Consider the following 24,181-nt stretch of genomic DNA (forward strand, 5'->3'; position numbering starts at 1 on the left):
GTCGGGAGAAGCCGGCCCCGGGTCGGCTTTGTTTTTGATGTCATATACTTTATCGGAAATTGTTGCCAGATTAGGCGGGGAGTTGCGCGGAGCCGACGTCGTCGTGGCTCGCGTTGCGCCGCTCGAGGCCGCGCGCCCCGGTGAACTGAGTTTCATCACCCATGCCAAGTATCGTCGCCAACTGGACGACTGCGAGGCGAGCGCGATTATCGTTTCCCCGCGCATTCTGGAGTCGGTATCCATCGAACTGCCGATGATCGTCACCCCCGACCCCTATTTGTACTTTGCAAAAGTCGCCACCTTGTTCAATCCGCCTCAGATTGCGGTGGCCGGCGTGCATCCGTCGGCCGTGCTGGGCAGCGATAGCCGTGTGGCCGCCAGCGCCGAAGTGCGCGAGCATGTCAGCATCGGCGCGCGGGCGGTGATCGGCGAGCGCTGCAGACTAATGCCGGGCGTCGTGGTTGGCGACGACTGCGTGCTGGGCGACGATGTGGTGCTTTATCCTAATGTCACCATTTACCACAACTGCGTATTGGGTGATCGTGTGACCATCCATTCGGGCGCGGTGATCGGCGCCGACGGCTTCGGGTTGGCTTGGGCCGGCGACGCCTGGTTCAAGATTCCGCAAACCGGCCGTGCGGTCATTGGCGACGATGTCGAAATCGGCGCCAACACCACCATCGACCGCGGCGCGCTGGCCGACACCGTCATTGGCCGCGGCGCCAAGATAGACAATCTGGTACAGATCGCCCATAACGTCCAAATCGGCGAATACACGGCGGTCGCCGGCTGCGTCGGCATCGCCGGCAGCACCCGCATCGGTGCGTATTGCACCATCGGCGGCGCCGCCATGTTCGTCGGCCACATCGAAATCGCCGACCGCACCCATATCGGCGGCGGCACCCTGGTATCGAAGTCCATCCGCCAGGCGGACACCTACGCATCGTCGTATCCGTTGTCCACAATGAAAGACTGGCTGTCCAACGCGGTTCACCTGCGCCATCTCGATGAGCTGGTGGGGCGCGTGAAGCAGCTGGAAAAAGAGATCAAAAACATTAGAAACAAGGAAGCCCCGAATGACTGAACATGCCGTGTCGATTGATGTGCGCGAGATCATGCGCTACCTGCCGCACCGTTACCCGTTCTTGCTGGTCGATCGCGTCATCGAATTCGAAGCGGACAAGCGAATCGTCGGTCTCAAGAATGTGACCATCAACGAGCCGTTTTTCCAGGGGCACTTCGAACAATACCCGGTCATGCCGGGCGTCCTGATCATCGAAGCGCTGGCCCAGGCCGCCGGCGTGTTGGCCATTCGTAGCGCCGGTCACGACCGCAAGGATAACGAACTGTACTTTTTCGTCGGCATCGACAAGGCGCGCTTCCGTCGCCAGGTGGTGCCGGGCGATCAGCTGACGCTGGAGGCGGTCCAGCTGCAGAGCAAGCGCGGCATCGCCAAGTACAGCGCCATCGCCCGCGTCGGCGGCGAGATCGCCTGCGAAGCGGAAATCATGTGCGCCCAACGGGAGGTGTGACGTGACCCAGCCTCAACGTATCCACCCGACGGCACTCGTCGATCCGGCCGCGCGGCTGGCCGACGACGTCGAGATCGGCGCCTACAGCATCATCGGGCCGCACGTTGAAATCGGCAGCGGCACTCGTGTCGGCCCGCATGTGGTCATCGAGGGCCATACCCGCATTGGCGCCAACAACCGCATCTTCCAGTTCGCGTCGCTCGGCGCCGAACCGCAGGACAAGAAATACGCCGGCGAACCGACGCGACTGGAAATCGGCGACAACAACACCATCCGCGAGTTCTGCACGCTGAATACCGGCACGGCGCAGGATGTGGGCGTGACCAGAATCGGCAACGACAACTGGATCATGGCCTACGTGCACATCGCCCATGATTGCCAGCTCGGCAATCACACCATCCTGGCCAACAACGCCACGCTGGCCGGCCATGTGCACCTGGGCGATTGGGTGTTCCTGGGCGGCTTCACCGCCGTGCACCAGTTCGTCATCATCGGCGAACATGCGATGACCGCCTTTTGCAGTGCGGTGGCTCAGGACATACCGCCCTTCGTCACTGCGCACGGTAATCGCGCCGTCCCCTCCGGCATCAATAGTGAGGGGCTGAAGCGACGCGGTTACAGCCCGGAAGCCATTCGCGACGTAAAGAACGCCTACAAGACGCTCTATCGTCAGGGTTTGCCTTTCGAAACGGCACGCGAGCAGATTCTCGCCCAGGCGGAGACCAGCGTAGAACTGGCCCCGTTTACCCGATTCTTCGCGCTTTCCGAGCGCGGCATTATTCGTTGAGCCATGCCAGAGATCACTCATAACTTTGACAAGACCTTGCGCGTCGCCATGGTTGCCGGAGAGGCATCGGGCGATCAGCTTGGCGCGCAGTTGATGGAGGCCATGATCCGCCGTTATCCGCGGATCGAATTTTTCGGCATCGGCGGTCCGCACATGGAGGCAAGGGGGTTGCGCTCCATGGTGCCGCAAGAAAAGCTGGCGGTACGCGGCTACGTCGAGGTGCTCAAGCACCTGCCCGAACTTTTGCGCATCCGTAACGAACTGCGTGTCAGCCTGATCAAATCGCGCCCGGATGTCTTCGTCGGCATCGATGCGCCGGATTTCAACCTGCCGCTGGAAGCCAAGCTCAAGCAGGCTGGGATTCCGACTGTCCACTACGTCAGCCCGTCGGTATGGGCCTGGCGGCCCGAGCGCATCCAGCGCATTGCCCGCGCCGTCAGCAAGGTATTGTGCCTATTTCCGATGGAACCGCCGCTATACGTCAAAGCCGGCGTGCCGGTATCGTATGTCGGCCATCCGTTGGCGAGCGAAATTCCGCTGGCCACCGACAAGGAAGCGATGCGCGAGCAATTGGCCTTGCCGAAAAATGCGCCGATTTTCGCTTTACTGCCGGGCAGCCGGATGAGCGAACTCGACTACATGGCGCCGATTTACATCGAAACGGCCAAGCTACTGCTGAAGAAATTCCCCGAGGCGCAATTCATCGTGCCGTTGGCCACCCGTGCCACGCGCGATCGCTTCGATGCCATCCTGACGCGCATGAAGGCCTGGGAACTGCCGATTCGCAAGCTGTTCGGCCATGCGCAAATGGCCATTATCGCCAGCGACGTCGTCTTGGTCACCAGCGGTACCGCCACGCTGGAAGTGGCGCTGTGCAAGCGGCCGATGGTGATCAGCTACAAGCTGTCGACACTGACGTATTGGTTGGTCAAGCATAAGCTGCGCCTGCCGTATGTCGGGCTGCCCAATATCCTGTGCGAACGCGCGGTGGTGCCGGAGTTGCTGCAAAAGAACGCCCGGCCGGAGAAATTGGCCAACGAACTCGAACGCATCTATCACGACAAGGATTACCAGGAAGAATTGTCGGTGCTGTTCGACGAGTTGCAATTGCGCTTGCGCATGGATACTTCGGAGCAGGCGGCGGCCGACGTGCTGCAGGTGGCGCTGTGAGCCTGCTTTGCGGTGTCGACGAGGCGGGGAGAGGGCCGCTGGCCGGCGCCGTATACGCCGCCGCCGTGATTCTCGACCCGGCCCGTCCCATCGACGGGCTGGCCGACTCCAAGGTACTGAGCGAAGCCCGGCGCGAAGCGCTGGCGCTGGAGATCCGAGAACGCGCGCAGGCCTGGTGCATCGCCAGCGCCTCGGTGGAAGAGATCGATCGGCTCAATATCCTGCAAGCCACCATGTTGGCCATGACCCGCGCCGTCGAAGGGTTGTCGGTTCGGCCTGACTTGGTGCAAATCGACGGCAACCGCGTGCCGAAACAGCTGACCTTGCCGGCCGAAGCGATCGTCAAGGGCGATGCCCGCGTGGCCGCTATCTCCGCCGCCTCCATCCTGGCCAAGACAGCGCGCGACGCCGAACTGATCGCACTCGATGCGCGCTGGCCCGGCTATGGCTTTGCCCGCCACAAAGGCTACCCGACCGCCGAGCATCTGGCCGCGCTCGCCACCCTGGGCGTGCTGCCGGTGCACCGCAAAACCTTCGCGCCGGTGCGCCAAGCGCTCGGCCTGCGGCAGGGCGACCTGTTCTGATCTCCCCATGGCGCGAGACCGCTGTTTCCCTCCGTTGATCGCACCACATACCCGTGTTCTTTTGCTGGGCTCGCTGCCAGGGCAGGCTTCGTTGGCTGCGGGTCGCTACTATGCCCACCCACAAAACCAGTTCTGGCGGCTATTGAGCGATATCCTGGCCTTGCCGCTGGCTTCCTTGCCCTACGATGAGCGCATCGAGTGCATGTTGCAGGCGGGCGTCGGCCTGTGGGACGTCGTGGGCGAGGCTGCGCGCAAGGGCAGCCTGGATGCCGATCTACGCCAGGTCAGTTACAACGATTTGCGCCAGTTATTGACGCAACTTCCCAGTCTCCGTGCCATCGGTTTTAATGGCCAGGCCGCAGCACGCGCCATGCCGTCGGTCGAAGCGTCAGGCGTCGCACTGTTGCCTCTGCCTTCCTCCAGTCCGGCGTATACGCTACCCTATGACAATAAACTTGCCCAATGGCGTAAAATTGGGCGATATTTAGTGTCAGAATCACCTTAAGAGACTGCGCCATGAATCGTTACTGCATCTGGTTTGTTACGCCCGACGACAGCGTCATGCGACGCGCCGAAGTCGCGCTCAATGGCACGATCCATTGCCATCAAGCGCTCGAGGAGATCGAGGCACAACTGGCGGTCGATTGCGGGCTGACACAGGTCATGATCGTCGACTGGAAACGGTTCGAACAGGACGAAACCACCAAACCGGCTCGCCAAGTGCGCGTCGCCTGATACGTTTTCGCGCATGCCGCGCATCCTATTTCTGACGCCGTCAGGCCAACAGCTGGCCGAGATCGGCGCAGAGCCCGGCTCGTTGCTGCTAGACGTCGCGCGCGAACACGACATTCCACTGCACTGGCGCTGCGGCCAGGGTACCTGCGGCACCTGCCGCGTCCAGATCCGCCATGCACAACAACCGCGCATGGCCGGCATGTCACGGAAAGAACGCAATGTACTGATTCGGCAAGGACTGCTACCGGAATCGGCCTTGTCCGGCGAGCCGCTGATCGACGCCCCGCAACAATGGCGCTTGGCTTGTCATTTGCCCGTGGAAGAGGGCGACTGGGTCGTAATCGTACCGCCGATGGAATAATGGATAGGGATAAGAAAGAGATGGGCATGTCACGATCTGCGCTCGGCCACATTTTTTTGTCGTTGTTGCTCGTTAGCGTTTTATCGCCACTCGCGCATGCGGCCGGCTTCAATACGATCGAGGTGCCCGCCGACAGCCACGGCGGCGTATTGCGTGGTGCCGTCTGGTACCCCTGTGCCACCCCTGCCGAACCATTCCAGCTTGGTCCCGTTGTCTTGTCCGGCGTGCGCCGCTGTGCGGCCACCGGCGCGAATTGGCCTTTGATCGTATTGTCGCATGGCAGCGGCGGTTCGTATCTCGGGCATCACGATACCGCCGAGGCATTGGCCGATGCGGGTTTCGTGGTGGTTGCCATCAACCACCCCGGCGACAACTTCCAGGATCTGTCCGATCAGGGGCATTTGCGTGCGCTCGCCAATCGACCGCGCGATATCGAACGCTTGATCGACTTCATGACTCAAGCCTGGCCGGAGCGGGCACGCTTGGCACCGGGAAAGATCGGCCTTTTCGGCTTCTCGCGCGGCGGTTATACCGGCCTGACGTTGGCCGGCGCCGCACCGGACTTCAGCTTGATGGCGCAGTATTGCCATGGTGCGGATTACCCATTTTGCCAAGAGGTGCGGGCGCATGAGCTTCCGCCGTCGCCGAGCGGCGATGGTCGCATCAAGGCCTATGTGATTGCCGATCCATTGAACCTGTTTCAACGCCAAGCGCTGCAAGGTATTACCGCACCCATGCAACTGTGGGCATCCGAATTAGGCGGGGATGGCGTGGCGCTGACGAGCGTCGAGGCGATTCGGCAGGGCTTGATGGTTTCGCCGCAGTATCGTCTGGTGCGCAATGCCGGGCACTTCGCCTTCCTGGCACCCTGCAATCCGCAACAGCGTCTTAGACTTCCGGAACTGTGCACCGACCCGGACGGATTCGACCGCGGAGCCTTTCATCGGCAGTTCAATGCCGAAATTGTGCGATTTTTTGTGCAACACCTGAGCAACGGTTCGGTGCAACAGCCGGCTCAGTCTTCGCTCACGCCATAGCGGAGAAACCGCCGGATTGCCCAAGAGACCCCACCAGTAAGGCCTGAACGGCGAACGGTTCGCCCAGCGCCAACACCGAGGCATATTGCGCCAGCGCCGTGATCTGAGAGCCGCTTAGGTTTGCGGATTGGTTGGATGTGCCGTTACTCATCATGCCCAGCAAACCGGTGAGACTGAACGGGTTCTGATTGCTGTATTGCACCAGCGTGTTTTCACTTTGTACCAGTCGCTGCAGCAAGCCGATATTTTGCGGCAAGATGCCATAACCGGCGCCGGAGTAGGCCGACGACAAAGTATTGAAGCCTTGGGCGGATTGCGACAACAAGTTGGCCGCGCCGCTCTGATCCTGGTTGAAGGCATATTGCAAAGTGCTGCTGTTGAGCGTGAGCGTTCCCACCAGGCCCGCCACTTGCGGCTGCTGCAACTGCACGCCCAACTGACTCAGTATTTGAAGATTGGAACTGCCGTTACTCAGTGTCGCCAACGCCTGGGAGTTCAGTGCTTCTGCCAATTGCCCGGCGATTGCGTTGTCCTGCAGCGCGCCCCCAGTCCCCAGCATGCCGTTAAGACTGGACTGGAAGGTGTTGAACGCCGTCGCCAGGCTCTGAACGCTGCTTGACAGCTGGCTGTAGTCCACGCCCACGGAGACCACGGTCGAACCGGACTGCAGCAAATTGGCGCTGACGCTGCTTGCGAGCGAAACGCCGTTGTTGCTGCTGTTGACCGCACTCACGCCGTTGACCGAGTACGAGGCGTTGCCGCCCGCTTGCACCAAGCTGAGATTTTTTCCGGCGCCGCTACTGGCGGTTGGATCGTAGGCCAACTGCGATAAGCCGGCCAGGTCGGTGTTGTTGCCGTCGCTGTCGTTAACCGTAATGCTGAAATTCTTGAGCGAACCGGTGCTGCTGCTGGCGATCGCCAACCGATAGCCGCCGCTATCCTGCTGCACGCTGGCTGTGACACCCACGCCGGCCGCATTGATCGCCGTGGCGATACTATTTAGCGTGCCGTTGCTGACAGCAATGCTGGCAGGCGTTGTGCCGTCGCTGGTGAAGGTGTTGCTGCCGGAAGTGTAAGTGCCGGTCTGAATGTTCAGTGTGCCGCTGCCGATCACAGTGCTCGCCGGATTGGCGAAGTCGCCGCTTTGCACGGTCTGAGCCTGGGCCAACTGCGTTACGGTCAGATTGTAGGTGCCGGCGATGGCGCCACTCGCCGCGGAGGCGCTAGCGACCGAGGCGTTGCTGCTGCTGGCGGTTAACGGATTGTTGGCAAAGGCGATCTGCTGTAATGCGTACTGGAAGTTGGACAGACTGGACAATAGCTGGCCGTAGGCCGAAATCTCGGTTTGATAGGCGCTGCTTTGCGCGGCGCTGCTGGTGCCGATCAGGTTGCTGGCCGTGCTGTTGAGCGAATTGCCCAACACGGAATACAGGCCGGAAGGTGAAAAGAGCGGAGAAAGACCGTACAGCGAGTTCATGACAATGACCACTGTAAATCAGCACTATCCTCAGCATAGGCGATGAATCTTTGTTCTGCTTAATTGTTCAGCTGGCGCGTTTAGCTCACCAGGCTAGCCGCCACATTGATCGACATGGCCAGGACACTGGTGTTGAACACGAAAGCCAGGATCGATTGTGCCAGCACCACGCGTCGGGCGGCTCGGTTGTTCGGTGCGATGTCGGCTGTCTGCGAGGCGACGGCAATCGTGAAGGCAAAGTAGGCGAAGTCCCAGTAATCCGGCATGGCCGGTCGATCCGGAAACAACAATGGCCGTGCGCCCTCGCGGGCGCCATAGAACATATGCGCGTAGTGCAAGGCGAACATGGTCGGAAGCAATAGCCATGCCGCCACGAGCGTACTGCCCGCCAATATCAGATGTCCGCTGCGTACCCCGCCGTGCAGCGCCTTGGCACTGGCCAACTCCAGCACGATGGCTAGCAAGCTCATCACCACTGCGACGCTGACGGCGGTCAAAACCATGACGGCACTTTCGTCCTCGATGCGCGCGATATGGCGGATGCGTTCCGGTGTGGCACGCAACATCAACACCCACAGCTCCAGCAAGTAGAACCAACTGGCGCTGTTCCACGCCAATAGCGTGCGATCTAGCGGCGGGGTCGAGACAGGCAACAACAGTGTGACGGCGAGCGCCAGCAATAGCGCCAAAACCAGCCGTGGACGGGCGCGAAGTAGGGAGGTTAGTTTCATTGTCGGTTCAGTTCGTGCGGACGCCGCGGCGAGCCGCTAATAGTTCGTGGATGCGCTGCAGATGGCAATGTTGGTTATCGGGGTGTGCGATATCGACGCGCGCCAGCAACCTGTCGACCTGCTGACGGTAATATTCAGCGTGCTGATCGTGCTGGTGCACGGCGGCCAGCAGCGCTCGGGCGCCGGCGTGGGCATCGAAGTCCGGGTAATAGTAACCGACATCGCGCAGATAGGGTGAGTTGTGCACCAACGGATAACCGCCGTAGAGGACGTCGTAATACAGGTAATTCAACCCGTTTTCCCACTGATGGGATACCACGATGTCGGTGTAACGTCCCAAGAACAGCGGTATGCGGTAACGCGCTTCGAACGACACTACATTGTCGCGATAGAGGTCGGTGGCTTCGGTGAATTCTCGGAAACTGGGGTGGGCGGTCAACCCGCTGGTATTGGTGATATAGACTTCTTTCAGAGCGCCACGGTCCTGCCGATAGGCGTCTTCGCAAATCAATAGCGGCGTCAGGAAGGTCTTGACCACATTGAGGTTGGGCTCGAATACGCCGATCCGCTTGGGGCCGGGGCCGGGGCGGTAGCCGAAGGTCAAGTCGGGTTCCGTGCGCGCCAGATTGGCCAACTCCTGCTGAATGAAGCGCGGGCTCCAGATATGCGGCATGACCCGCACCTGGGCGCGCAGCGCCAGCTCCCAGAAACTGCGGCACATCTTCTCGTGCTGCGGCTGCGTCCAGATTTCGTCGAAAACCGTGCCGTTGAAAGCCGAACCGGCAGGCAGATCGAAGCAGATACGCTCGGCATCCATAATGTAGTCGTTGCCGCAACGATAGGCGAGTACGACGCCGTGCCGGCGGTGGACGGCTTCGGCCTGTTCCGGCAGAACCTGCGCGCCGCCCTCGATCAGCACGTCCAGTCGATCGGCCACCTCGGAGAAACGCACCAGTGGCACATCCGGCTCCGCCAGGCGTAGCGCCGGCGGCAGCGTATCGGCATCGCCGCCGTTGATCAGCCAGATTTCGCCGGCACCGGCCGACTTCAACAAGTGGTAGAGCAGCAGCACATTCTGCTGCGTGCCGTTGGACCAGATCGAACAGCCTGGTTGGTGGGTGGCGTACCAAGTGATGCCGATGTTCGGCCGGATCTTCGTCATGAGTCAGTCGCGCTTGAACCAGGTCGATAGGGCACGCCACACGCCTAGACTGCCCAAAGCGAACCGCAACAGGCGCCACAGCCCGCGCGGACGGCGCCCTGTCGCGCCGAACAGGCCCGCGACAGCCTGCGGCAGCACCCGGCCCAATAGGCCCGAGAGCGACAGCGTGTCGCGCAACATGTCGATTTCCAACCCAAGTTGCAGCCGTAGGGCGTCGCCTTTGATCAGTAGCAACGTTTTCCGCAGTTCGCGTTCCTTAGCGGTCATCTTCAACCCCGCTGATTGAAAACCGACTGGCAATCCTTGCGGATCTCAGTTAGCGTCGTGGCAAAGGCGGGCGGTTGACGTTGCAGGCGCACGGCAAGTCGCCAGAGCAACAACAGGCAGCCGAGCAGACCGGACAGCGCCAGCCCGCCCAGTACCCAGGGGCGCGCCGACGCCGGCGTCACCGCGACGACGAATAGCAGTCCGGCCATCATGGCGAACAGCAGCGCACAAAAAGCCAGGAAGCCCAGCATCAGTTGCCCGAGCAAGGCTTCCTTCTGTTCTTGCGCCTCGATGGAAAACAATTCGGCGCGCACCAGCGCCAACGAAACGAAACGGCCCAGCAACGAACGAATCGTCCCGGGCCGGGGAGGGGTGGATGCTTGTTCCGTCATGAGTTCAGCGGCGCGAAATCAACATGCCGAGCAACAAGCCGACGCCGGCGGCAATGCCGATCGATTTCCACGGGTTTTCATGCACATATTGGTCGGTTGCCTTGGCGGCAGCTTTCGCCTTGCCAGCGATCGCATGCTCGGCCTCGATCAGGCGGGTCTTGGCTTGCGCGAGGTTGGCGCCGATGCGTTGGCGTAATTCGCGAACCTTCTCGCCGCCCTCGTCTCCGGCTGCGTGCAGCAAATCCTCCGTGTTGGACAGCACTTGCCGGACATCGTCGAGCAATTGTGCGTTTTCCGGAGCCATGCTTTGGTGTGACATCGCTATCTCCTTATATCGGACGAAAAAAGGCGCGTCGTCGCCATATCGCTACGCCCACCTTATCAGGCAGGTCGGCGTAGCGTCAAACCTGTGCCAAGCGGGCGGACGACACCGTGTGTTATGCGAAGTGAGTTTAATATAGTACGCCAGCCAGGCGCCGGATGTGATTGGAGTCAAACCGGTTGACGATTCTCTCTTATGCTCCACTTCTAAAAGAATAGTATTTTTTATTCTTTTGTAGAATAAGAATAAGCGACTAAAGTAGAGTCCCTGATGCCCTTTCCAACAGGAGAAACCGACATGGCCAAGTGGTTCGCAGACAATTCCCAATCGATCGGCAACACCCCGCTCGTTCGGCTCAATCGCATTACCGATGGCGCACCGGCAACCATCCTGGCGAAAATCGAAGGGCGCAACCCCGCCTACTCGGTCAAGTGCCGCATTGGCGCGGCGATGATCTGGGATGCCGAGAAGCGTGGCCTGTTAGGCCCGGGCAAGGAACTGATCGAGCCGACCAGCGGCAACACCGGCATTGCCTTGGCCTTCGTGGCCGCGGCGCGCGGCATTCCGTTGACCTTGACCATGCCGGAAACCATGAGCATCGAGCGGCGCAAACTACTCCTGTCGCTCGGTGCCAAATTGATCCTGACCGAAGGCGCCCGCGGCATGAGCGGTGCGATCGCCCGAGCGGAGGAAATTGTCGCCGCAGAGCCCGAACGCTACGTTTTGCTGCAGCAGTTCAAAAATCCCGCCAACCCGGCGATTCACGAAGCGACCACAGGCCCGGAGATTTGGGATGCCACCGGCGGCGAGGTGGACGTGTTCGTTTCCGGCGTGGGTACCGGCGGAACCATTACCGGCGTCTCGCGCTACCTGAAGCATACCCGCGGCAAAGCGATCCGCTCGGTGGCCGTGGAGCCGGAAGCCAGCCCGGTGTTGACCCAGGCGCGCGCCGGCGAGCCGATCAAGCCCGGCCCTCACAAGATTCAGGGCATCGGTGCGGGCTTTGTGCCGGACGTGCTGGATCTATCGTTGGTCGACGAGATTCAGCAGGTCAGTAACGACGAGGCGATTGCCTATGCCCGCCGTCTGGCGCGCGAAGAGGGGGTGTTATCCGGGATTTCCAGTGGTGCGGCGGTGGCGGTGGCCGTTCGTCTGGCCCAAAAGCCGGAAAACGCAGGCAAGACGATCGTGGTGGTATTGCCCGATTCGGGAGAACGCTACTTGAGTTCGGTGCTGTTCGAAGGTGTGTTCGATGCAGCAGGCATGCCGATCGAAACGATCTGACTGTGGCGCGGCAAATACCCTCGAAAGGGACGCCTGGGCGTCCCTTTGTTCATTGAGACAATGACCAAACGTGCTCAGCGATCGTCGGTAGCGCGGATCAGCAGCGTCGGGATGGTGACGGCGCGCAGCAGCCCTTCGGCCACACTGCCCAGCAATAGGCGTTTCAAACCGCTCCAGCCGTGCGTATTCATCACAATCAGATCCGCCTGCCATGCCTTGGCGTCTTCGGCCAAGGCGAGGGGGATCTTGTCGACCCAGTTCTTGATGACCTTGCATTCCGACTCGACGTCGAAGGACTGCGCCAGTTGCTTGGCCTGTAGCAGTATTTCGCTTTGCTCGTCGGCGACCTGCTGCATGTCCGTGTCGGGCACGAAGTCGGTATTACCCCAGCCGGGTTGATTCATATTGGCGACGTGCACGATACGCAACTGGCCGCCGCTTACCTTGGCCAGCTTGCAGGCCTCGGTCAGAGCGAGAAACGAGGCTTCGCTATTGTCTACAGGAACAAAAATGCGTTGATACATTTGTCTCTCCCGAGAAAAGCGCATTCCGACGCGCTTTGGACGCCGGATGCCGTACGACTACCATATCACTGCGCGCAGTCCGGGACAAATCACGGCTCGTTCGCCTGGCGAATCAACTCGGCGAATTGGCTTTGTTTGTCTAGCTGTCGCAGGATGTTGCCGCAAACCAGATCGCACAGCGCGTAGATGTTCGGGTCGCTGATGCGATAGTAGACGCTGGTGCCGCGCGCCTCGCGCATCACCAACCCGTGCTTGGCGAGCACGGACAAATGTTTAGAAACATTGGCCAAGGTGCAGGCGCAGGCTTGCGCCAACTCACCGACATTACGTTCCCCCGCACGCAGCTCGTTGAGGATTTTCAGTCTGGTGGGCTCGGCCAGTGCTTGAAAATACTGAGCAACCTGTTCTAGCGCTTGGTCGGGTAATTGGGCCATCGGGCGATTCCTTGCATGCCGGTGTCGGCGTAAAGCTTCGTTGATCAAGTTATTGGTTAAATAATAAATCATGGCAAGCCGCCTCACAATCTACTGGCGTGCCACGGCATGGCAGGGCATTGCATGCATTTTTGTACAAATTGGCATACAAAGAAATGAATCAGGGCCGCCGCATCGGCGGCCTCGGCGTTGAGGTGCTCATGCGCTACCCGTTACCGCTGGCCATGCTGTATGCCGTCATGACGACGCTACTTGTCCTGAGCCTCGGCCTGGACTGGGGTGCGCACACCCGCCCCGGCGTGTTGATGCTGGGCGGCGGCTATGTGGTTTTGTCGACAGGCTTATGGTGGTGGCTATTGCAAAGCGAGTACCGCCGATTCGAGCAACGCCAGGCGCAACTGATCAACGACGCCGTTCACGACGCGCTGACCCAACTGACAAACCGTCGTGCATTTCTCGACAATTTGGACACCGCGATCTATCGCTCGCGCCGCAATAACACCCGCTTGGGACTGGCCTTCATCGATCTGGACGGTTTCAAGATGGTTAACGACATCTACGGTCACGGCGCTGGCGATTTGTTGTTGATTGCCGTGGCACAACGCCTAACCGAAACGGTGCGCAAAGGCGACATGGTGGCACGTGTCGGGGGCGACGAGTTTGTCGTGCTGGTGGAACCGGACAAAGGGGAAAGTTGCGAGATTCTGGCCCAGCGCCTGATCCAAGCCTTTCAGGCGCCTTTCGATTTGGATGGCCATAAGGTGAATATCTCGCTCAGTATCGGGGTGGCATTCTGCCCGGAGCATGCCGACGAAGCCGGGCAACTACTGACCGCGGCCGATCTCGCCATGTATCGGGTCAAGAAGAACGGACGCAACGGCTACGCCGTTGCCAACAAAGAAGAATCTCACCGGTCGACCGGCGCCATGCCATTGCAGGCCGCGCGTTAGCCGCCGGTTTTGGCCATGATGCGCACGATTTTTTGCGGCGACTCGACGAACTCGTGCTTTTCCGGTTTTAACTCAATGGCCGTTCGGATCGCCTGTTCAAGTTCGTCATCGCTCACTCCCGCGCGCAACAACGGGCGCAATTCGAAGCGCGCCTCCTGTCCCAGGCAAAGATACAACGTACCATCCACCGATAGCCGTACGCGATTGCAAGTGGCGCAGAAGTGCTGCGATAGCGGAGTGATCAGTCCGAGGGTAAAACGGCCATCCGCGGAGCGCCAATAGCGCGCCGGCCCGGCACCGAGCGTGATGGCCGAGGGCGTTAGATCGAAGCGTTGACCAAGTCGTGCCAGAATCGGTGCCAAATCCGGCGAGCGGGTCGCCTGGCCGGTATTGCCCATCGGCATCGCCTCGATCAAGCGCAGTACAAATCCCTGTTCGATACAGAATGCCACCATGGCTTCGATGTCGCCGTCATTGACGCCGGCGATCGGCACCATATTGATCTTGATGTCGGCAAAACCCGCCGCCTTGGCGGCGGCCAGTCCGTCCAGTACCGCCGTCATGCTGTCCGCACCGCTGATTTCACGCGCGCAGTCCGCGCGCAGCGAGTCGAGGCTGACGTTCAAGCGCCGTACCCCTGCCTGGCGCAATGCGGCGGCTTGGTGACGTAGTTGCGTACCGTTGGTACTGAGCGACAGATCCTCCAATCCGGGCAAGGCCGCGAGACGTGCCGCCAATTCCGGCAGATTGCGCCGCAACAACGGTTCGCCGCCCGTCAGACGCATATGACGTGTTCCCAGGCGGGCGAATAGGGCGGCGACCCGTGTCAATTCATCGAACGTCAACCAATGCTCGGGGGTCTCGAAATCTTTAAAGCCTTTCGGGATGCAATATTGGCAGCGCAGATCGCAGCGATCGGTCACCGAAATGCGCAAATAATCGATACTGCGGCCGAAACGATCGCTAAGCATGGTAGGCGCTTCAGTAGTGTGCATTGTCATATTTTAGATGATTGGCATTTTCAGTTGTACACCGCTGCGGCACAATGACGAATAATTAAACCAAAGGTCCGTCGATGAAACTATTAGAAGAATTCAAGGCTTTCGCTATCAGAGGTAATGTAATCGATCTGGCGGTCGGCGTGGTGATCGGCGGCGCATTCGGCACCATCGTCAAGTCGCTGGTCGACGATGTGATCATGCCACCCATCGGCCTATTGATCGGCAATGTCGACTTCACCAATCTGTTTTTCGTGCTCAAGCCGGGTATCAAGCAGGCCGGCCCTTACGTTTCGCTGGCGGCGGCCAAACAGGCCGGCGCCGTGACCCTCAATATCGGCTTGTTCGTCAATGCCATGGTGAGCTTCACCATCGTGGCTTTTTCCATCTTCATGCTGCTCAAGCTGGTCAACCGAATGCAACGCGAGCAGACGACCGAACAGCCTGCAACGCAGACAACCAAAATCTGCACGCATTGCAAGTCGGAAGTGCACATCGAGGCCACCCGCTGCGCCCACTGCACCTCGGCATTGGATTAATTCAGTCGACCAGAGAGTCGATCAAGGAGATCTAGTATGAATGCTTCGCTTTTTCCCCGTTCGGAATGGTTTTTGCGCCAACTCTGGTCCGCGGCACAGGGCGCGCCCGATTGTTGCGATGCCGTCGACTTTTCCGGTTCGGGAGACCTGCCGTCGGTGTACGCGGTCAGCGACCTCGCTGCCGGTAGCGTTGCCGCCGCCATGCTGGCTTTGTCCGAATGGCGCGCGCCGTCTCATGGCAGCCTGGGTCGGGTCGAAGTCGATCGTCGCTTGGCGTCGATGTGGTTCGCCAGCTCGTTGCGCCCAATGGGCTGGGCGCTGCCGCCTGTTTGGGATGCCATCGCCGGCGATTATCGCGCCAGCGACGGCTGGATCCGCCTGCATACCAACGCCCCGCATCACCGCCAGGCGGCCCTGGCGGTGCTTGGCGTGCCGGCGGAGCGCGATGCGGTGGCAAACGCCGTGGCCACTTGGTCGGCCGAGGCGCTCGAGCGGGCGGTGGTGGCGGCCAATGGCTGTGCCGCCGTCATGCGCAGCCACCAGGCCTGGCACGAACACCCGCACGGCCACACCCTTGACCAGGCGCCGCTGTTGGCGTGCCGGCAATTTGCCAACTCGCTGTCGAGTCGGGCTCAGTGCGACGACAAGCGTCCGCTAACAGGCATCCGCGTACTCGACCTGACGCGCATCATCGCCGGGCCGGTGGCGACCCGCTTCCTGGCGGCGGCCGGCGCCGACGTGCTGCGTATCGACCCGCCTAACTGGCACGAGCCGGGCGCAGAAGAAGAGCTGACATGGGGTAAACGCACTGCGCGGTTGGATTTGAAAACACCGGCGGGTCTGGCGACGTTGACCGATTTGATGGCCGAGGCCGATGTCCTGGTGCACGGCTATCGCAGCGATGCACTTGACGGACTCGGCCTGGGCGAAGCCCGGCGCCGCGCAGTCAATCCCGGGTTAGTCGAAGTGGCGCTCGATGCCTACGGCTGGGACGGCCCCTGGGCCACGCGACGCGGCTTCGACAGCCTGGTGCAGATGAGTTGCGGCATCGCCGAGGCCGGCATGCGTTTGATGGAACGCGAGCGTCCCACCCCCTTGCCGGTGCAGGCATTGGATCATGCCGCCGGTTATCTGCTGGCCTGCGCCGCGCTACGCGGCTTGAGCGAACGTAGGCAAAGCGGGCAGGGCTGGCAGGCGCGCACCTCGCTCGCCAGCGTGGCCGAGCTGTTAAAAGCCGCCGGACCCTGCGATCCGACCCTACCTGGCTTCGGCGCCGAGACCGAGGTGGACTTGGCCGAGGGTATCGAACACACGGGGTGGGGTCCGGCACGTCGCTTGCGGCCACCCGCGGCGCTGACGGGGGTGGATTGGTACGGAGCGCTTCCGGCTCGGCCGCTGGGGAGCGACCAGCCCTATTGGCTTTCTCAAACAACCGCGCCGGCAAGCAATGTCTGCAGCCAGTCGATAAATAACTGAACCCGGCGCGGCACATGGCGCCGGTGCGGGTAGACCGCCCACACCGGCATCGGTGCGGCTCGCCACTCGGGCATGACTTCCACCAGGCGACCGCCGGCGATCAGGTCTGCGACATCGTGTTGCGGCACCTGGATCAGACCCATGCCCGCCAAGGCGCAGGCGACATAAGTCTCGGCGTTGTCGACCGTCACGCGGCCGCGCACCGCGAGGCCTTGTTCGTGGCCATCCTGCAGCCAGCTCCATGCGGCGACTTGGCCCGCCGCCGAGACGGCATAGTTGACGGCCCAATGGTCGACCAGGTCGTCCGGATGCGTCGGTATGCCGTGCCGGGCCAGATAATCGGGGCTGGCGCAGTTGATCAGCGGCATCTCGCCAAGCGGACGCGCCACCAGCGAACTATCGCTGAGCGACCCGACACGCAACACGCAGTCCACGCCTTCTCGCACCAGATCCACTTGCCGGTCGCTACTGCCTAGCTCCAGCGTCAATCCGGGATGTAACGCCAGAAAATGCGGCAGCGACGGCGCCAACACTCGGCGCGCAAAGCGGCTAGGCATGTCCACCTTCAGGCGCCCGGCCAACGGTGCGGCACCCCCGGCGAAATACCCTTGCAACTCATCGAGTTCGAATAGCAATTGACGGCAGCGCTCCAGCGCGGCCTCGCCATCGCGCGATAACTGCACCCTGCGCGTGGTGCGATGAAATAGCCGGGTCGTCCACTCGGCTTCCAATTGCTGAATGGCCGCGGAGACCGTGGCTCGAGGCAGCGTCAGCCCCTCGGCCGCGCGCGTAAAGTTGCCGGTTTCCGCTACGCGCACGAAAACGCGCATGGCATCGAGACGATCCATTGTGATCCACCCTTTATGCAGACTGCCTGTTTCGTAGTTTGAGATTATTTATGTACATTATGAATAGCTCAAAAGAGTATTGTTCCCGCCCGTCGTCAATATTCGGCGTGAACCGACTCATTACACGGGGAGATAGGGTATGGGACGCGGCCGTCTCGAGGCATTCAGCGATGGCGTGTTGGCCATCATTATTACGATCATGGTGCTGGAGTTGAAGACGCCCGCCCAACATAGCCTGGCGGCGCTGCATGCCTTGTGGCCGACCTTCGTCGGCTATGCGTTGAGCTTTGTTTACGTCGGTATTTACTGGAACAACCATCATCATCTGGTTCATGCTTTGCGCCGGATAAACGGCCAAATCATGTGGGCCAATCTGCACTTGTTGTTCTGGCTTTCGCTGTTTCCCTTCATGACCGCCTGGGCCGGGCAAAGCGGCTTCGCCGCCGGGCCGATGGCGCTGTATGGCGCGGTGCTGTTTTTGGCCGGCATGGCGTACCAGCTGCTGCAGCGCTGCATTCTCGCCAGCGAGGGCTGCGATTCGGTGCTGGCGCGCGCGGTCGGCCGCGACGGCAAGGGCGTCGTTTCGCAAATACTCTACCTGCTGGGTATCTGTCTCGCCTGGTACTGGCCCTGGGCCAGCGGCCTGCTATACAGCGTGGTGGCGCTGATCTGGCTGGTGCCGGATCGGCGCATCGCACGGGCACTGGCCAGGGCGGATCTCTCCGATCAGGCCGGCAAGTAATCAAGCCAACGCTTCTGCCGCGGTGGCTAGCCGGACGCGGTGTTCGACCGCTCGCAATGCGATGATGTGCAGCATTTGGCTGACCGTGGTGCAGCAGTCAGGCAGGATCGAAATCCGGTAGGGCGTCGCTTCGGTCGAGATCGCCGTATGCGTCACGCAGTTTTGCGTCATCATGCCGCAGACCAGCAGCTCTTCGATGCCCTGTTGTTGCAATACTTCGGCCAGCTCGGTTCTCAGGAAACTATCGGCGTGATGCTTGACGATCACCGGCGCATCCGGCACCGCCGCCAGTACGCGCGGGTGGATGGCCACGCCTTCGCTATCCGCATTGAAGAATGACGAGGGACCTTCCGCCACGTGCTGAACCAGAATGATCGGCATGCCTTGCCGTTTGGCTTGTTCCATCGCCTGCAGCACGCGATCGAGGGTTGCGTCGGCATCGTGCAGCGGGAAAGCGCCGCCGGGGAAGTAGTCGTTTTGCAAGTCGATGACCAGTAAGGCGCTGTGACGATGATTCATGATTGTTGCCTCGTTGTTTGCGTTGAAGATGGCTCATTATCGCTAGCGGTCATTTGGCTCGATAGTGGCTCGAATGACAATTAACGATACAATCGGGCCATTCATTCAGGAGACGGCCATGACGCTTCGTGTCGCGGTATTGGCATTCGATCGCATCAGCCCCTTCCATTTATCGGTGCCATGCGTGGTATTCGGCGAAGCTCGGCCGGAGCTGGCCGATATCGTGTTCCACGTCTGTGCCGAGCACCCCGGCATGCTGACAAGCTCGGTCGGCGTCGGCCTATCGGTGGCGCATGGCCTTGATGTGCTCAGTGCCGCCGATATGGTGATCGTGCCAAGCTGGGCGGATCTCGACAATCCGCCATCACCCGCGTTGAGCCAGGCTTTGCGGGCGGCGCATGCGCGCGGCGCCCGTCTAGTCGGATTGTGTCTCGGCGCCTATGCGCTGGCCTGGACGGGGCTGCTCGATGGTCGACGTGCCACCACCCACTGGGCCTATGCCGACGACTTCGCCACGCGCTTCCCGCGGGTCGGGTTATCGCCCGATGTGTTGTACCTCGATGAAGGCGATATCGTCACTTCGGCGGGCACCGCGGCTGGACTGGATTGCTGCCTGCACCTGCTGCGCCAACACATCGGTATGGCGCGCGCCAATCAAGTGGCGCGCCGGTTGGTGGTGGCGCCGCAACGGCAGGGCGGGCAGGCGCAATTCATCGAACAACCGCTGCCGCAGCCGGGCGGCGATGCGCGGCTGGGCGGTTTGATCGATTGGGTGCGTGCCCACCTCGATCAACCGCACTCGCTCGACAGTCTGGCCGAACGCGCGTTGATGGGGCGACGTACCTTGACGCGCCGATTTCATCGGTTAACCGGCATGACGGTGGGCGAGTGGCTGCTCTCGGAACGCCTGTCGCAAGCGCAACATCTGCTAGAGTCCAGCGATCGCACCGTCGAGGCGGTTGCGGCATTGGTCGGTTTCGCGACGGGGGCTTCTTTACGGCAGCACTTCCGTCAACGCTTCGGCGTATCGCCGCAGCAGTGGCGCCAGACCTTTCGCGTCTGCGACGACTCGGGCGCGGCTCAGCAGCCGCCGCAACGGCTTGTTTGGGACTAGAATGGCAATATATTTCGTCGAGAGTGAGCGAACATGCAGGGCTTTCAACTGACTTTTTTTAGTCCGGACGACCGCTTGGTGCACGGCCAGCCGCTGGCGCAGTGGCTGCTGGAGCAGGTGCGCCGTATCGGAATACGCGGCGCGACGCTGATTGCGGCCGAAGAAGGTTTCGGCCGCAACGGACGCATCCATGCCAGCCATTTTTTCGAGCTATCCGGTCGGCCGCAGGAAGTGACCATGGCGCTGTCGCAACAAGAAGTCGACAAGGTCTTCGCCACTTTGGCGGAGCACGGCATCGATGTGTTCTATGTGCTGACGCCGATAGAATGCGGCATGTCGTCGCAGCGCACGGCGTGACCGACATGCACTTGGCCCATTACGTGAAAGCGATTGTCGAGGATGGCATCGAACACAGCTGGCAGCAGGTCGAACGTTGGCAAGATCAGGGGTTCGAGGTCGAGCGCGCGGTCGCCGAATATCGCTTTGCCGATGGCGCGACCATTCGTCGTACGGTAGAACGCGATCAGTTTCCCAGTGAATTGGCCTGCGCCGAGTGTTGGATCAGTTACGAGGTGCTGACGCACGGCGCCGCTCAAGTGGCGCCGGCGCACAAAACCTTCGGCAATACCTGTCGCGAAGCGTTTTGGCTGCGTTACCACTTGGCCGACGGCTAATGCGTCGAATCCGAATCTTCAACTATCTTGCGGCGCACTCATGTCGCAGGCGTATCAACCGCTGATTCGCCGATCCGCGCCAGGGCAGCGTGGTCGGCAGGTCTTGGCGGTAGCGTCCATCGATCAACACATCCACCCACGCCAATAGCGGCAGGTCGCGCACTTCGGCATGTTCATAGCCGGTCCACAGCCAAATATCCTTGTCCGGATAGCGTGCTTTGAAGCGCTGGCATAAATCGAGGATGGCGGGGCGGTTGTGCGGGTGCAGCGGGTCGCCGCCACTCAGGCTCAGGCCGTCGTGGCGGGCGCACAGATCGAGAACCCGGTCGCGTACCGTCTCGCTGAATGGTTGACCTGCCTTGCGATCCCAGGTCGAGCGGTTATAGCACCCGGGGCAGGCATGCTGGCAGCCGGTCACGAATAACGTGAGCCGGATGCCTTCACCGTTGACTAGGTCATCGGTGTAGTAGCGGTCATAGTTCATGCCTCTTGCTGTGCCAGGTGTTTGACGCGGCGCATGACCTCTTTCTGTTTGCCGGCATTGAACGGACGGGCATTCGGGCTCCCCAGGTAACCGCACACGCGCCGGGTGACCGACAGCGAAGCGCTATCGCGATTGCCGCATTGCGGGCAAGTAAAGCCCTCGGCCGTCGCCTGCGCCTCGCCCATGAAACCGCAGGCCCCGCAAGAGTCGACCGGCGTGTTGGTGCCGAAATAGGGCACATGCTCGATGGCCTGATCCCAGATTCGCTCCAATGCCTTGAGGTTGTGCTGCATATTCGGCAGTTCGACATAGCTGATGTGGCCGCCGCTCGCGAGCTCGGCGTAGCCGCTTTCGAAGGCGATCTTCTCGAATGGATTGACCTTGCGCTGCACATCCAGATGGAAGGAGTTGGTGTAATAGCCCTTGTCGGTAATTTCCGGCAGGGTGCCGAAGCGCGCCTGATCGAGCTTGCAGAAGCGGTGGCACAGCGATTCGCTCGGCGTCGAATAGAGCGAGAAGCCGAAACCGGTCTGTTCGCGCCAGTTCTTGGTCGCTTGGCTCATGTGCCGCACGATGCCATGCAGAAAATCCTGCGCCTCCGAGTTGTCGGCGGGATGTCCGCCAAATAGCAGCACGCCGACCTCATGCAGCCCGATATAACCGAGCGAAATCGAAGCGCGACCGTTACGGAACAGGCTCATGATCTCCTCGTCCGGCGCGAGGCGAATACCGAAGGCGCCCTCGGTATACAGAATGGGGGCGATGTTGGCTTTGACGCCCTCCAGCCGGGTGATGCGCGTCATGAGTGCGCGCAGGCACAGCGCCAAACGTTCGTCGAGCAGGCTCATGAAGCGCGCTCGGTCGCCCTGGGCCTCCAGAGCGATGCGCGGCAGGTTAAGGCTGACCACCCCCAGATTGTTGCGACCATCCAATACTTCCCGCCCTTGCTCGTCGTGCCAGACCGACAGGAAGCTACGGCAGCCCATTGGCGACACGGGGATGCTCGAGCCGGTGATTTGGCGGTTGAGTTTAGCCGAAATGATATCCGGGTACATGCGTTTGGACGCGCATTCGAGCGCCAACTGCTTCAGGTCGTAATTCGGATCTTGCGGACGCAGGTTGATGCCTTCGTCCAGGAACATGACAAGCTTCGGGAAGACCGGCGTGACGCCTTCTTTGCCCAGCCCACGAATACGAACCTTGAGAATGGCCGACTGGATGGCGCGGGCCTGCCAACCGGTGCCCATGCCAAACGAGAAGGTGACGAACGGTTGCTGGCCGTTGGAGCTAAACAGCGTGTTGATCTCGTACTCGCAAGCCTGGATACCGTCATAGGTTTCCTTTTCCGTGCGCTCGCGGGCATAACGTTCCGGTTCCGGAATGCGGTATTGTCGGGCGATCTCCAGGTTCTTCTCGTAGCTCTTCTCGACGTAAGGCTCCAGCGTTTGATCGATATTCGGAATCGTCGTGCCGCCGTATTGGTGGCTGGCGACTTGGGCGATGATCTGTGCCGTCACGGCGCAGGCCACGCCGATCGATTTCGGACTTTCGATTTTGGCATTGCCCAGGCGGAAGCCGTTTTGCAGCATGCCTTGCAGGTCGACCAGGCAGCAGTTGGTAAACGGCAGGAACGGCGAATAGTCCAGGTCGTGGTAGTGGATATCGCCTTGCTGGTGTGCGGTGAGAATGTCCTTGGGCAGGAAGGTGCTGGCGAATTGACGCGAGACGATGCCGGCCATCAGATCGCGCATCACCGGGAAGACATTGGCGTCCTTGTTGGCATTTTCGGTGGTGGCGTCGAGGTCGGTCTTGTGTACCAGCCCCATCAACTTGGCATGCAGCGCCGAACCCTGGGCGCGTATCGTATCGCGCTCATGACGATATTCGATATAGACCCGGGCGACATCGGGATAGTGATGCATCAGCGCATCTTCGACGCTTTGTTGCAGGGTCGGGATGTCGATCAGGTGGCCCGGCTCGGCGCGGCAGGCCTGCTCGATCTCGTCGGCAATGCGGCCAGCTAGCTCGCGCGGCGCAGGGTAGCCCGCCGCCTTGGCTGCGCGCAGGCAGGCATCGGCAATTTTACTGGCATCGTAGGGAACAATCGCGCCATCGCGCTTTTTGACCTGAAGCATGGACAGATTCTCTCGTTCACTGAAGTCTTGTGGGGGTTAACCCCGGGGTGCAGGCGGTACTGTAGGACAAATCCATTCTCGACGGGTGACAAAATTTGCAAAATGTAGAGTCCCCATTTGAGTTCCATCAAGATATTGTGTTTTTTTGCCCTGCGATCCCCCTGGCTCGTTTAATGAAAAGGAAGATGTGCCGCCGGTCGGCGTGCGTTTTCGGTATGATGTCAGCCTAGATTGCCCGTCCAGTTTGACGGCGCGTAGCGATAGGAAAAGACAAATGTTCACCGGGATTGTGCAGGGCATGGGCGAACTGGTTGCCCTGGAAGAAAAACAGGATTTTCGCCGTCATGTGATCCGCATGCCGGCAGACATGTTGAACGACTTGGCACTGGGCGCCTCGGTGGCGCATAACGGTTGCTGCCTGACCGTCTCGGCGATCGATGCCAACCAGGTTGCTTTCGATTTGATGCAGGAAACATTGCGAGTCACCAATCTGGGCGCCTTGCGCCTTGGCGACCGCATCAACCTCGAACGCGCGGCGCGCTTTGGCGACGAGATCGGCGGACACGCCATGTCCGGCCACATCTACTGCCAAGCGACCGTCACCGAAGTCATTCGCACGCCGGATAACCGCACCTTGTGGTTCGAGCTGCCGGCCAACGCCATGAAATATGTGCTGACCAAGGGCTATATCGGCGTGGACGGCGCCAGCCTGACCATCGGCGCCGTGCGCGAACGACAGTTCTGCGTTCATTTGATTCCGGAAACCCTGCAGCGCACCACGTTGGGCGCGCGCACAGTCGGAGAGCGCGTGAATATCGAAATCGACCCCCAGACCCAGGCGATCGTCGACACGGTCGAGCGGGTGCTCGCGGCTCAGCAATCAGCCTAAGATACCAAATAAAA

31 protein-coding genes are annotated in these 24,181 nt (G+C 60.8%); 18 read left to right on the forward strand and 13 right to left on the reverse strand.

Annotation, left to right across the window (positions count from 1 at the left end):
* Window positions 1-37 precede the first annotated feature (37 nt).
* The 9 genes from lpxD to DFP86_RS14485 are packed head-to-tail and all read left to right on the forward strand — an operon-like array spanning window position 38 to window position 6,206.
* Entirely contained in the window at window positions 38-1,084 is a 1,047-nt protein-coding gene (lpxD, locus tag DFP86_RS14445; RefSeq protein WP_133682465.1) for a UDP-3-O-(3-hydroxymyristoyl)glucosamine N-acyltransferase, read from the forward strand.
* Entirely contained in the window at window positions 1,077-1,532 is a 456-nt protein-coding gene (gene fabZ / locus DFP86_RS14450) for a 3-hydroxyacyl-ACP dehydratase FabZ (RefSeq protein ID WP_133682467.1), read from the forward strand. Before lpxD ends, fabZ begins: the two co-directional genes overlap by 8 nt.
* A 1-nt stretch (window position 1,533) precedes the next feature.
* Entirely contained in the window at window positions 1,534-2,319 is a 786-nt protein-coding gene (gene lpxA / locus DFP86_RS14455; RefSeq protein WP_133682469.1) for an acyl-ACP--UDP-N-acetylglucosamine O-acyltransferase, read from the forward strand.
* A 3-nt stretch (window positions 2,320-2,322) separates the two neighbouring features.
* Complete coding sequence (gene lpxB / locus DFP86_RS14460) at window positions 2,323-3,489, forward strand: lipid-A-disaccharide synthase (RefSeq protein WP_133682471.1); 1,167 nt, start codon at window positions 2,323-2,325, stop codon at window positions 3,487-3,489.
* A 2-nt stretch (window positions 3,490-3,491) separates the two neighbouring features.
* Window positions 3,492-4,073: a ribonuclease HII gene (gene rnhB, locus DFP86_RS14465; protein ID WP_133682653.1), complete on the forward strand. Its 582-nt coding sequence runs from the start codon at window positions 3,492-3,494 to the stop codon at window positions 4,071-4,073.
* A 7-nt stretch (window positions 4,074-4,080) separates the two neighbouring features.
* Complete coding sequence (locus DFP86_RS14470) at window positions 4,081-4,578, forward strand: DNA-deoxyinosine glycosylase (RefSeq protein ID WP_133682473.1); 498 nt, start codon at window positions 4,081-4,083, stop codon at window positions 4,576-4,578.
* Between the two features lie 11 nt (window positions 4,579-4,589).
* Window positions 4,590-4,808: a hypothetical protein gene (locus DFP86_RS14475; RefSeq protein WP_133682475.1), complete on the forward strand. Its 219-nt coding sequence runs from the start codon at window positions 4,590-4,592 to the stop codon at window positions 4,806-4,808.
* A 13-nt stretch (window positions 4,809-4,821) separates the two neighbouring features.
* Window positions 4,822-5,169 (forward strand): 2Fe-2S iron-sulfur cluster-binding protein, encoded by a 348-nt coding sequence (locus DFP86_RS14480; protein ID WP_133682477.1) that lies wholly within the window; start codon window positions 4,822-4,824, stop codon window positions 5,167-5,169.
* A gap of 26 nt (window positions 5,170-5,195) precedes the next feature.
* Window positions 5,196-6,206 (forward strand): alpha/beta hydrolase family protein, encoded by a 1,011-nt coding sequence (locus DFP86_RS14485; protein WP_133682479.1) that lies wholly within the window; start codon window positions 5,196-5,198, stop codon window positions 6,204-6,206.
* Here DFP86_RS14485 and fliD read toward each other — a convergent pair.
* The 6 genes from fliD to DFP86_RS14515 form a co-directional block, all read right to left on the reverse strand.
* Entirely contained in the window at window positions 6,196-7,683 is a 1,488-nt protein-coding gene (gene fliD, locus DFP86_RS14490; protein ID WP_133682481.1) for a flagellar filament capping protein FliD, read from the reverse strand. The genes DFP86_RS14485 and fliD overlap by 11 nt on opposite strands.
* 80 nt (window positions 7,684-7,763) lie before the next feature.
* On the reverse strand, window positions 7,764-8,414 hold the full coding sequence (locus tag DFP86_RS14495) for a DUF1345 domain-containing protein (RefSeq protein ID WP_133682483.1): 651 nt from the start codon (window positions 8,412-8,414) through the stop codon (window positions 7,764-7,766).
* A 7-nt stretch (window positions 8,415-8,421) separates the two neighbouring features.
* Window positions 8,422-9,576 (reverse strand): DUF2827 family protein, encoded by a 1,155-nt coding sequence (locus DFP86_RS14500; RefSeq protein ID WP_133682485.1) that lies wholly within the window; start codon window positions 9,574-9,576, stop codon window positions 8,422-8,424.
* A 3-nt stretch (window positions 9,577-9,579) separates the two neighbouring features.
* Window positions 9,580-9,843: a hypothetical protein gene (locus tag DFP86_RS14505; RefSeq protein WP_133682487.1), complete on the reverse strand. Its 264-nt coding sequence runs from the start codon at window positions 9,841-9,843 to the stop codon at window positions 9,580-9,582.
* A 2-nt stretch (window positions 9,844-9,845) separates the two neighbouring features.
* A complete protein-coding gene (locus DFP86_RS14510) occupies window positions 9,846-10,235 on the reverse strand; it encodes a phage holin family protein (protein WP_133682489.1) in 390 nt (129 codons plus the stop codon).
* A gap of 4 nt (window positions 10,236-10,239) precedes the next feature.
* Entirely contained in the window at window positions 10,240-10,554 is a 315-nt protein-coding gene (locus DFP86_RS14515; protein ID WP_133682492.1) for an ElaB/YgaM/YqjD family protein, read from the reverse strand.
* A gap of 300 nt (window positions 10,555-10,854) precedes the next feature.
* On the opposite strand from DFP86_RS14515, the gene cysK reads away from it, so the two are divergent.
* Complete coding sequence (gene cysK, locus DFP86_RS14520; RefSeq protein ID WP_133682494.1) at window positions 10,855-11,841, forward strand: cysteine synthase A; 987 nt, start codon at window positions 10,855-10,857, stop codon at window positions 11,839-11,841.
* A 74-nt stretch (window positions 11,842-11,915) separates the two neighbouring features.
* On the opposite strand, the gene DFP86_RS14525 is transcribed toward cysK, so the two are convergent.
* The gene (locus DFP86_RS14525) at window positions 11,916-12,365 is read right to left on the reverse strand and encodes a universal stress protein (protein ID WP_133682496.1); all 450 of its coding nucleotides are present in this window, start codon (window positions 12,363-12,365) and stop codon (window positions 11,916-11,918) included.
* A gap of 89 nt (window positions 12,366-12,454) precedes the next feature.
* The gene (locus tag DFP86_RS14530) at window positions 12,455-12,799 is read right to left on the reverse strand and encodes an ArsR/SmtB family transcription factor (protein WP_133682498.1); all 345 of its coding nucleotides are present in this window, start codon (window positions 12,797-12,799) and stop codon (window positions 12,455-12,457) included.
* Between the two features lie 155 nt (window positions 12,800-12,954).
* Between DFP86_RS14530 and DFP86_RS14535 the strand changes: the two genes are divergently transcribed.
* Entirely contained in the window at window positions 12,955-13,749 is a 795-nt protein-coding gene (locus DFP86_RS14535) for a GGDEF domain-containing protein (RefSeq protein ID WP_133682500.1), read from the forward strand.
* Here DFP86_RS14535 and moaA read toward each other — a convergent pair.
* The gene (moaA, locus tag DFP86_RS14540) at window positions 13,746-14,720 is read right to left on the reverse strand and encodes a GTP 3',8-cyclase MoaA (RefSeq protein ID WP_133682502.1); all 975 of its coding nucleotides are present in this window, start codon (window positions 14,718-14,720) and stop codon (window positions 13,746-13,748) included. The two genes, DFP86_RS14535 and moaA, sit on opposite strands and share 4 nt — an antisense overlap.
* A 104-nt stretch (window positions 14,721-14,824) precedes the next feature.
* Between moaA and mscL the strand changes: the two genes are divergently transcribed.
* Together mscL and DFP86_RS14550 are read left to right on the forward strand one after the other, a co-directional pair.
* A complete protein-coding gene (gene mscL / locus DFP86_RS14545; RefSeq protein ID WP_133682505.1) occupies window positions 14,825-15,286 on the forward strand; it encodes a large-conductance mechanosensitive channel protein MscL in 462 nt (153 codons plus the stop codon).
* A gap of 36 nt (window positions 15,287-15,322) precedes the next feature.
* Window positions 15,323-16,762, forward strand: a complete 1,440-nt coding sequence (locus DFP86_RS14550; protein WP_133682507.1) for a CoA transferase — start codon at window positions 15,323-15,325, stop codon at window positions 16,760-16,762.
* Here the strand turns inward: DFP86_RS14550 and DFP86_RS14555 are convergent.
* Window positions 16,711-17,610, reverse strand: coding sequence for a LysR family transcriptional regulator (locus DFP86_RS14555; protein ID WP_133682509.1), 900 nt, complete (start codon window positions 17,608-17,610; stop codon window positions 16,711-16,713). The two genes, DFP86_RS14550 and DFP86_RS14555, sit on opposite strands and share 52 nt — an antisense overlap.
* Before the next feature lie 139 nt (window positions 17,611-17,749).
* Here DFP86_RS14555 and DFP86_RS14560 point away from each other — a divergent pair, with 139 nt between their 5' ends.
* Window positions 17,750-18,352, forward strand: a complete 603-nt coding sequence (locus DFP86_RS14560) for a TMEM175 family protein (RefSeq protein WP_133682511.1) — start codon at window positions 17,750-17,752, stop codon at window positions 18,350-18,352.
* On the opposite strand, the gene DFP86_RS14565 is transcribed toward DFP86_RS14560, so the two are convergent.
* Window positions 18,353-18,871, reverse strand: coding sequence for a cysteine hydrolase family protein (locus DFP86_RS14565; protein ID WP_133682513.1), 519 nt, complete (start codon window positions 18,869-18,871; stop codon window positions 18,353-18,355).
* Window positions 18,872-18,989: 118 nt separating this feature from the next.
* On the opposite strand from DFP86_RS14565, the gene DFP86_RS14570 reads away from it, so the two are divergent.
* From DFP86_RS14570 to DFP86_RS14580, 3 genes are read left to right on the forward strand one after another with little or no spacing between them, the layout of a single operon-like run.
* Window positions 18,990-19,985 (forward strand): helix-turn-helix domain-containing protein, encoded by a 996-nt coding sequence (locus DFP86_RS14570; protein ID WP_133682515.1) that lies wholly within the window; start codon window positions 18,990-18,992, stop codon window positions 19,983-19,985.
* Between the two features lie 33 nt (window positions 19,986-20,018).
* On the forward strand, window positions 20,019-20,342 hold the full coding sequence (locus DFP86_RS14575) for a DUF190 domain-containing protein (protein WP_133682517.1): 324 nt from the start codon (window positions 20,019-20,021) through the stop codon (window positions 20,340-20,342).
* A complete protein-coding gene (locus DFP86_RS14580; RefSeq protein ID WP_208108350.1) occupies window positions 20,312-20,659 on the forward strand; it encodes a hypothetical protein in 348 nt (115 codons plus the stop codon). The genes DFP86_RS14575 and DFP86_RS14580 overlap by 31 nt, the downstream gene beginning before the upstream one ends.
* Window positions 20,660-20,681: 22 nt before the next feature.
* On the opposite strand, the gene nrdG is transcribed toward DFP86_RS14580, so the two are convergent.
* Together nrdG and nrdD are read right to left on the reverse strand one after the other, a co-directional pair.
* A complete protein-coding gene (gene nrdG / locus DFP86_RS14585; protein ID WP_133682519.1) occupies window positions 20,682-21,143 on the reverse strand; it encodes an anaerobic ribonucleoside-triphosphate reductase activating protein in 462 nt (153 codons plus the stop codon).
* Window positions 21,140-23,278, reverse strand: coding sequence for an anaerobic ribonucleoside-triphosphate reductase (gene nrdD / locus DFP86_RS14590; RefSeq protein WP_133682521.1), 2,139 nt, complete (start codon window positions 23,276-23,278; stop codon window positions 21,140-21,142). The genes nrdG and nrdD overlap by 4 nt, the downstream gene beginning before the upstream one ends.
* A gap of 274 nt (window positions 23,279-23,552) precedes the next feature.
* Here nrdD and DFP86_RS14595 point away from each other — a divergent pair, with 274 nt between their 5' ends.
* Window positions 23,553-24,167: a riboflavin synthase subunit alpha gene (locus DFP86_RS14595; protein WP_133682523.1), complete on the forward strand. Its 615-nt coding sequence runs from the start codon at window positions 23,553-23,555 to the stop codon at window positions 24,165-24,167.
* The last annotated feature ends 14 nt before the right edge of the window (window positions 24,168-24,181 follow it).

Source organism: Paludibacterium purpuratum, assembly GCF_004363805.1.
In the GTDB taxonomy this organism is placed as follows: domain Bacteria; phylum Pseudomonadota; class Gammaproteobacteria; order Burkholderiales; family Chromobacteriaceae; genus Paludibacterium; species Paludibacterium purpuratum.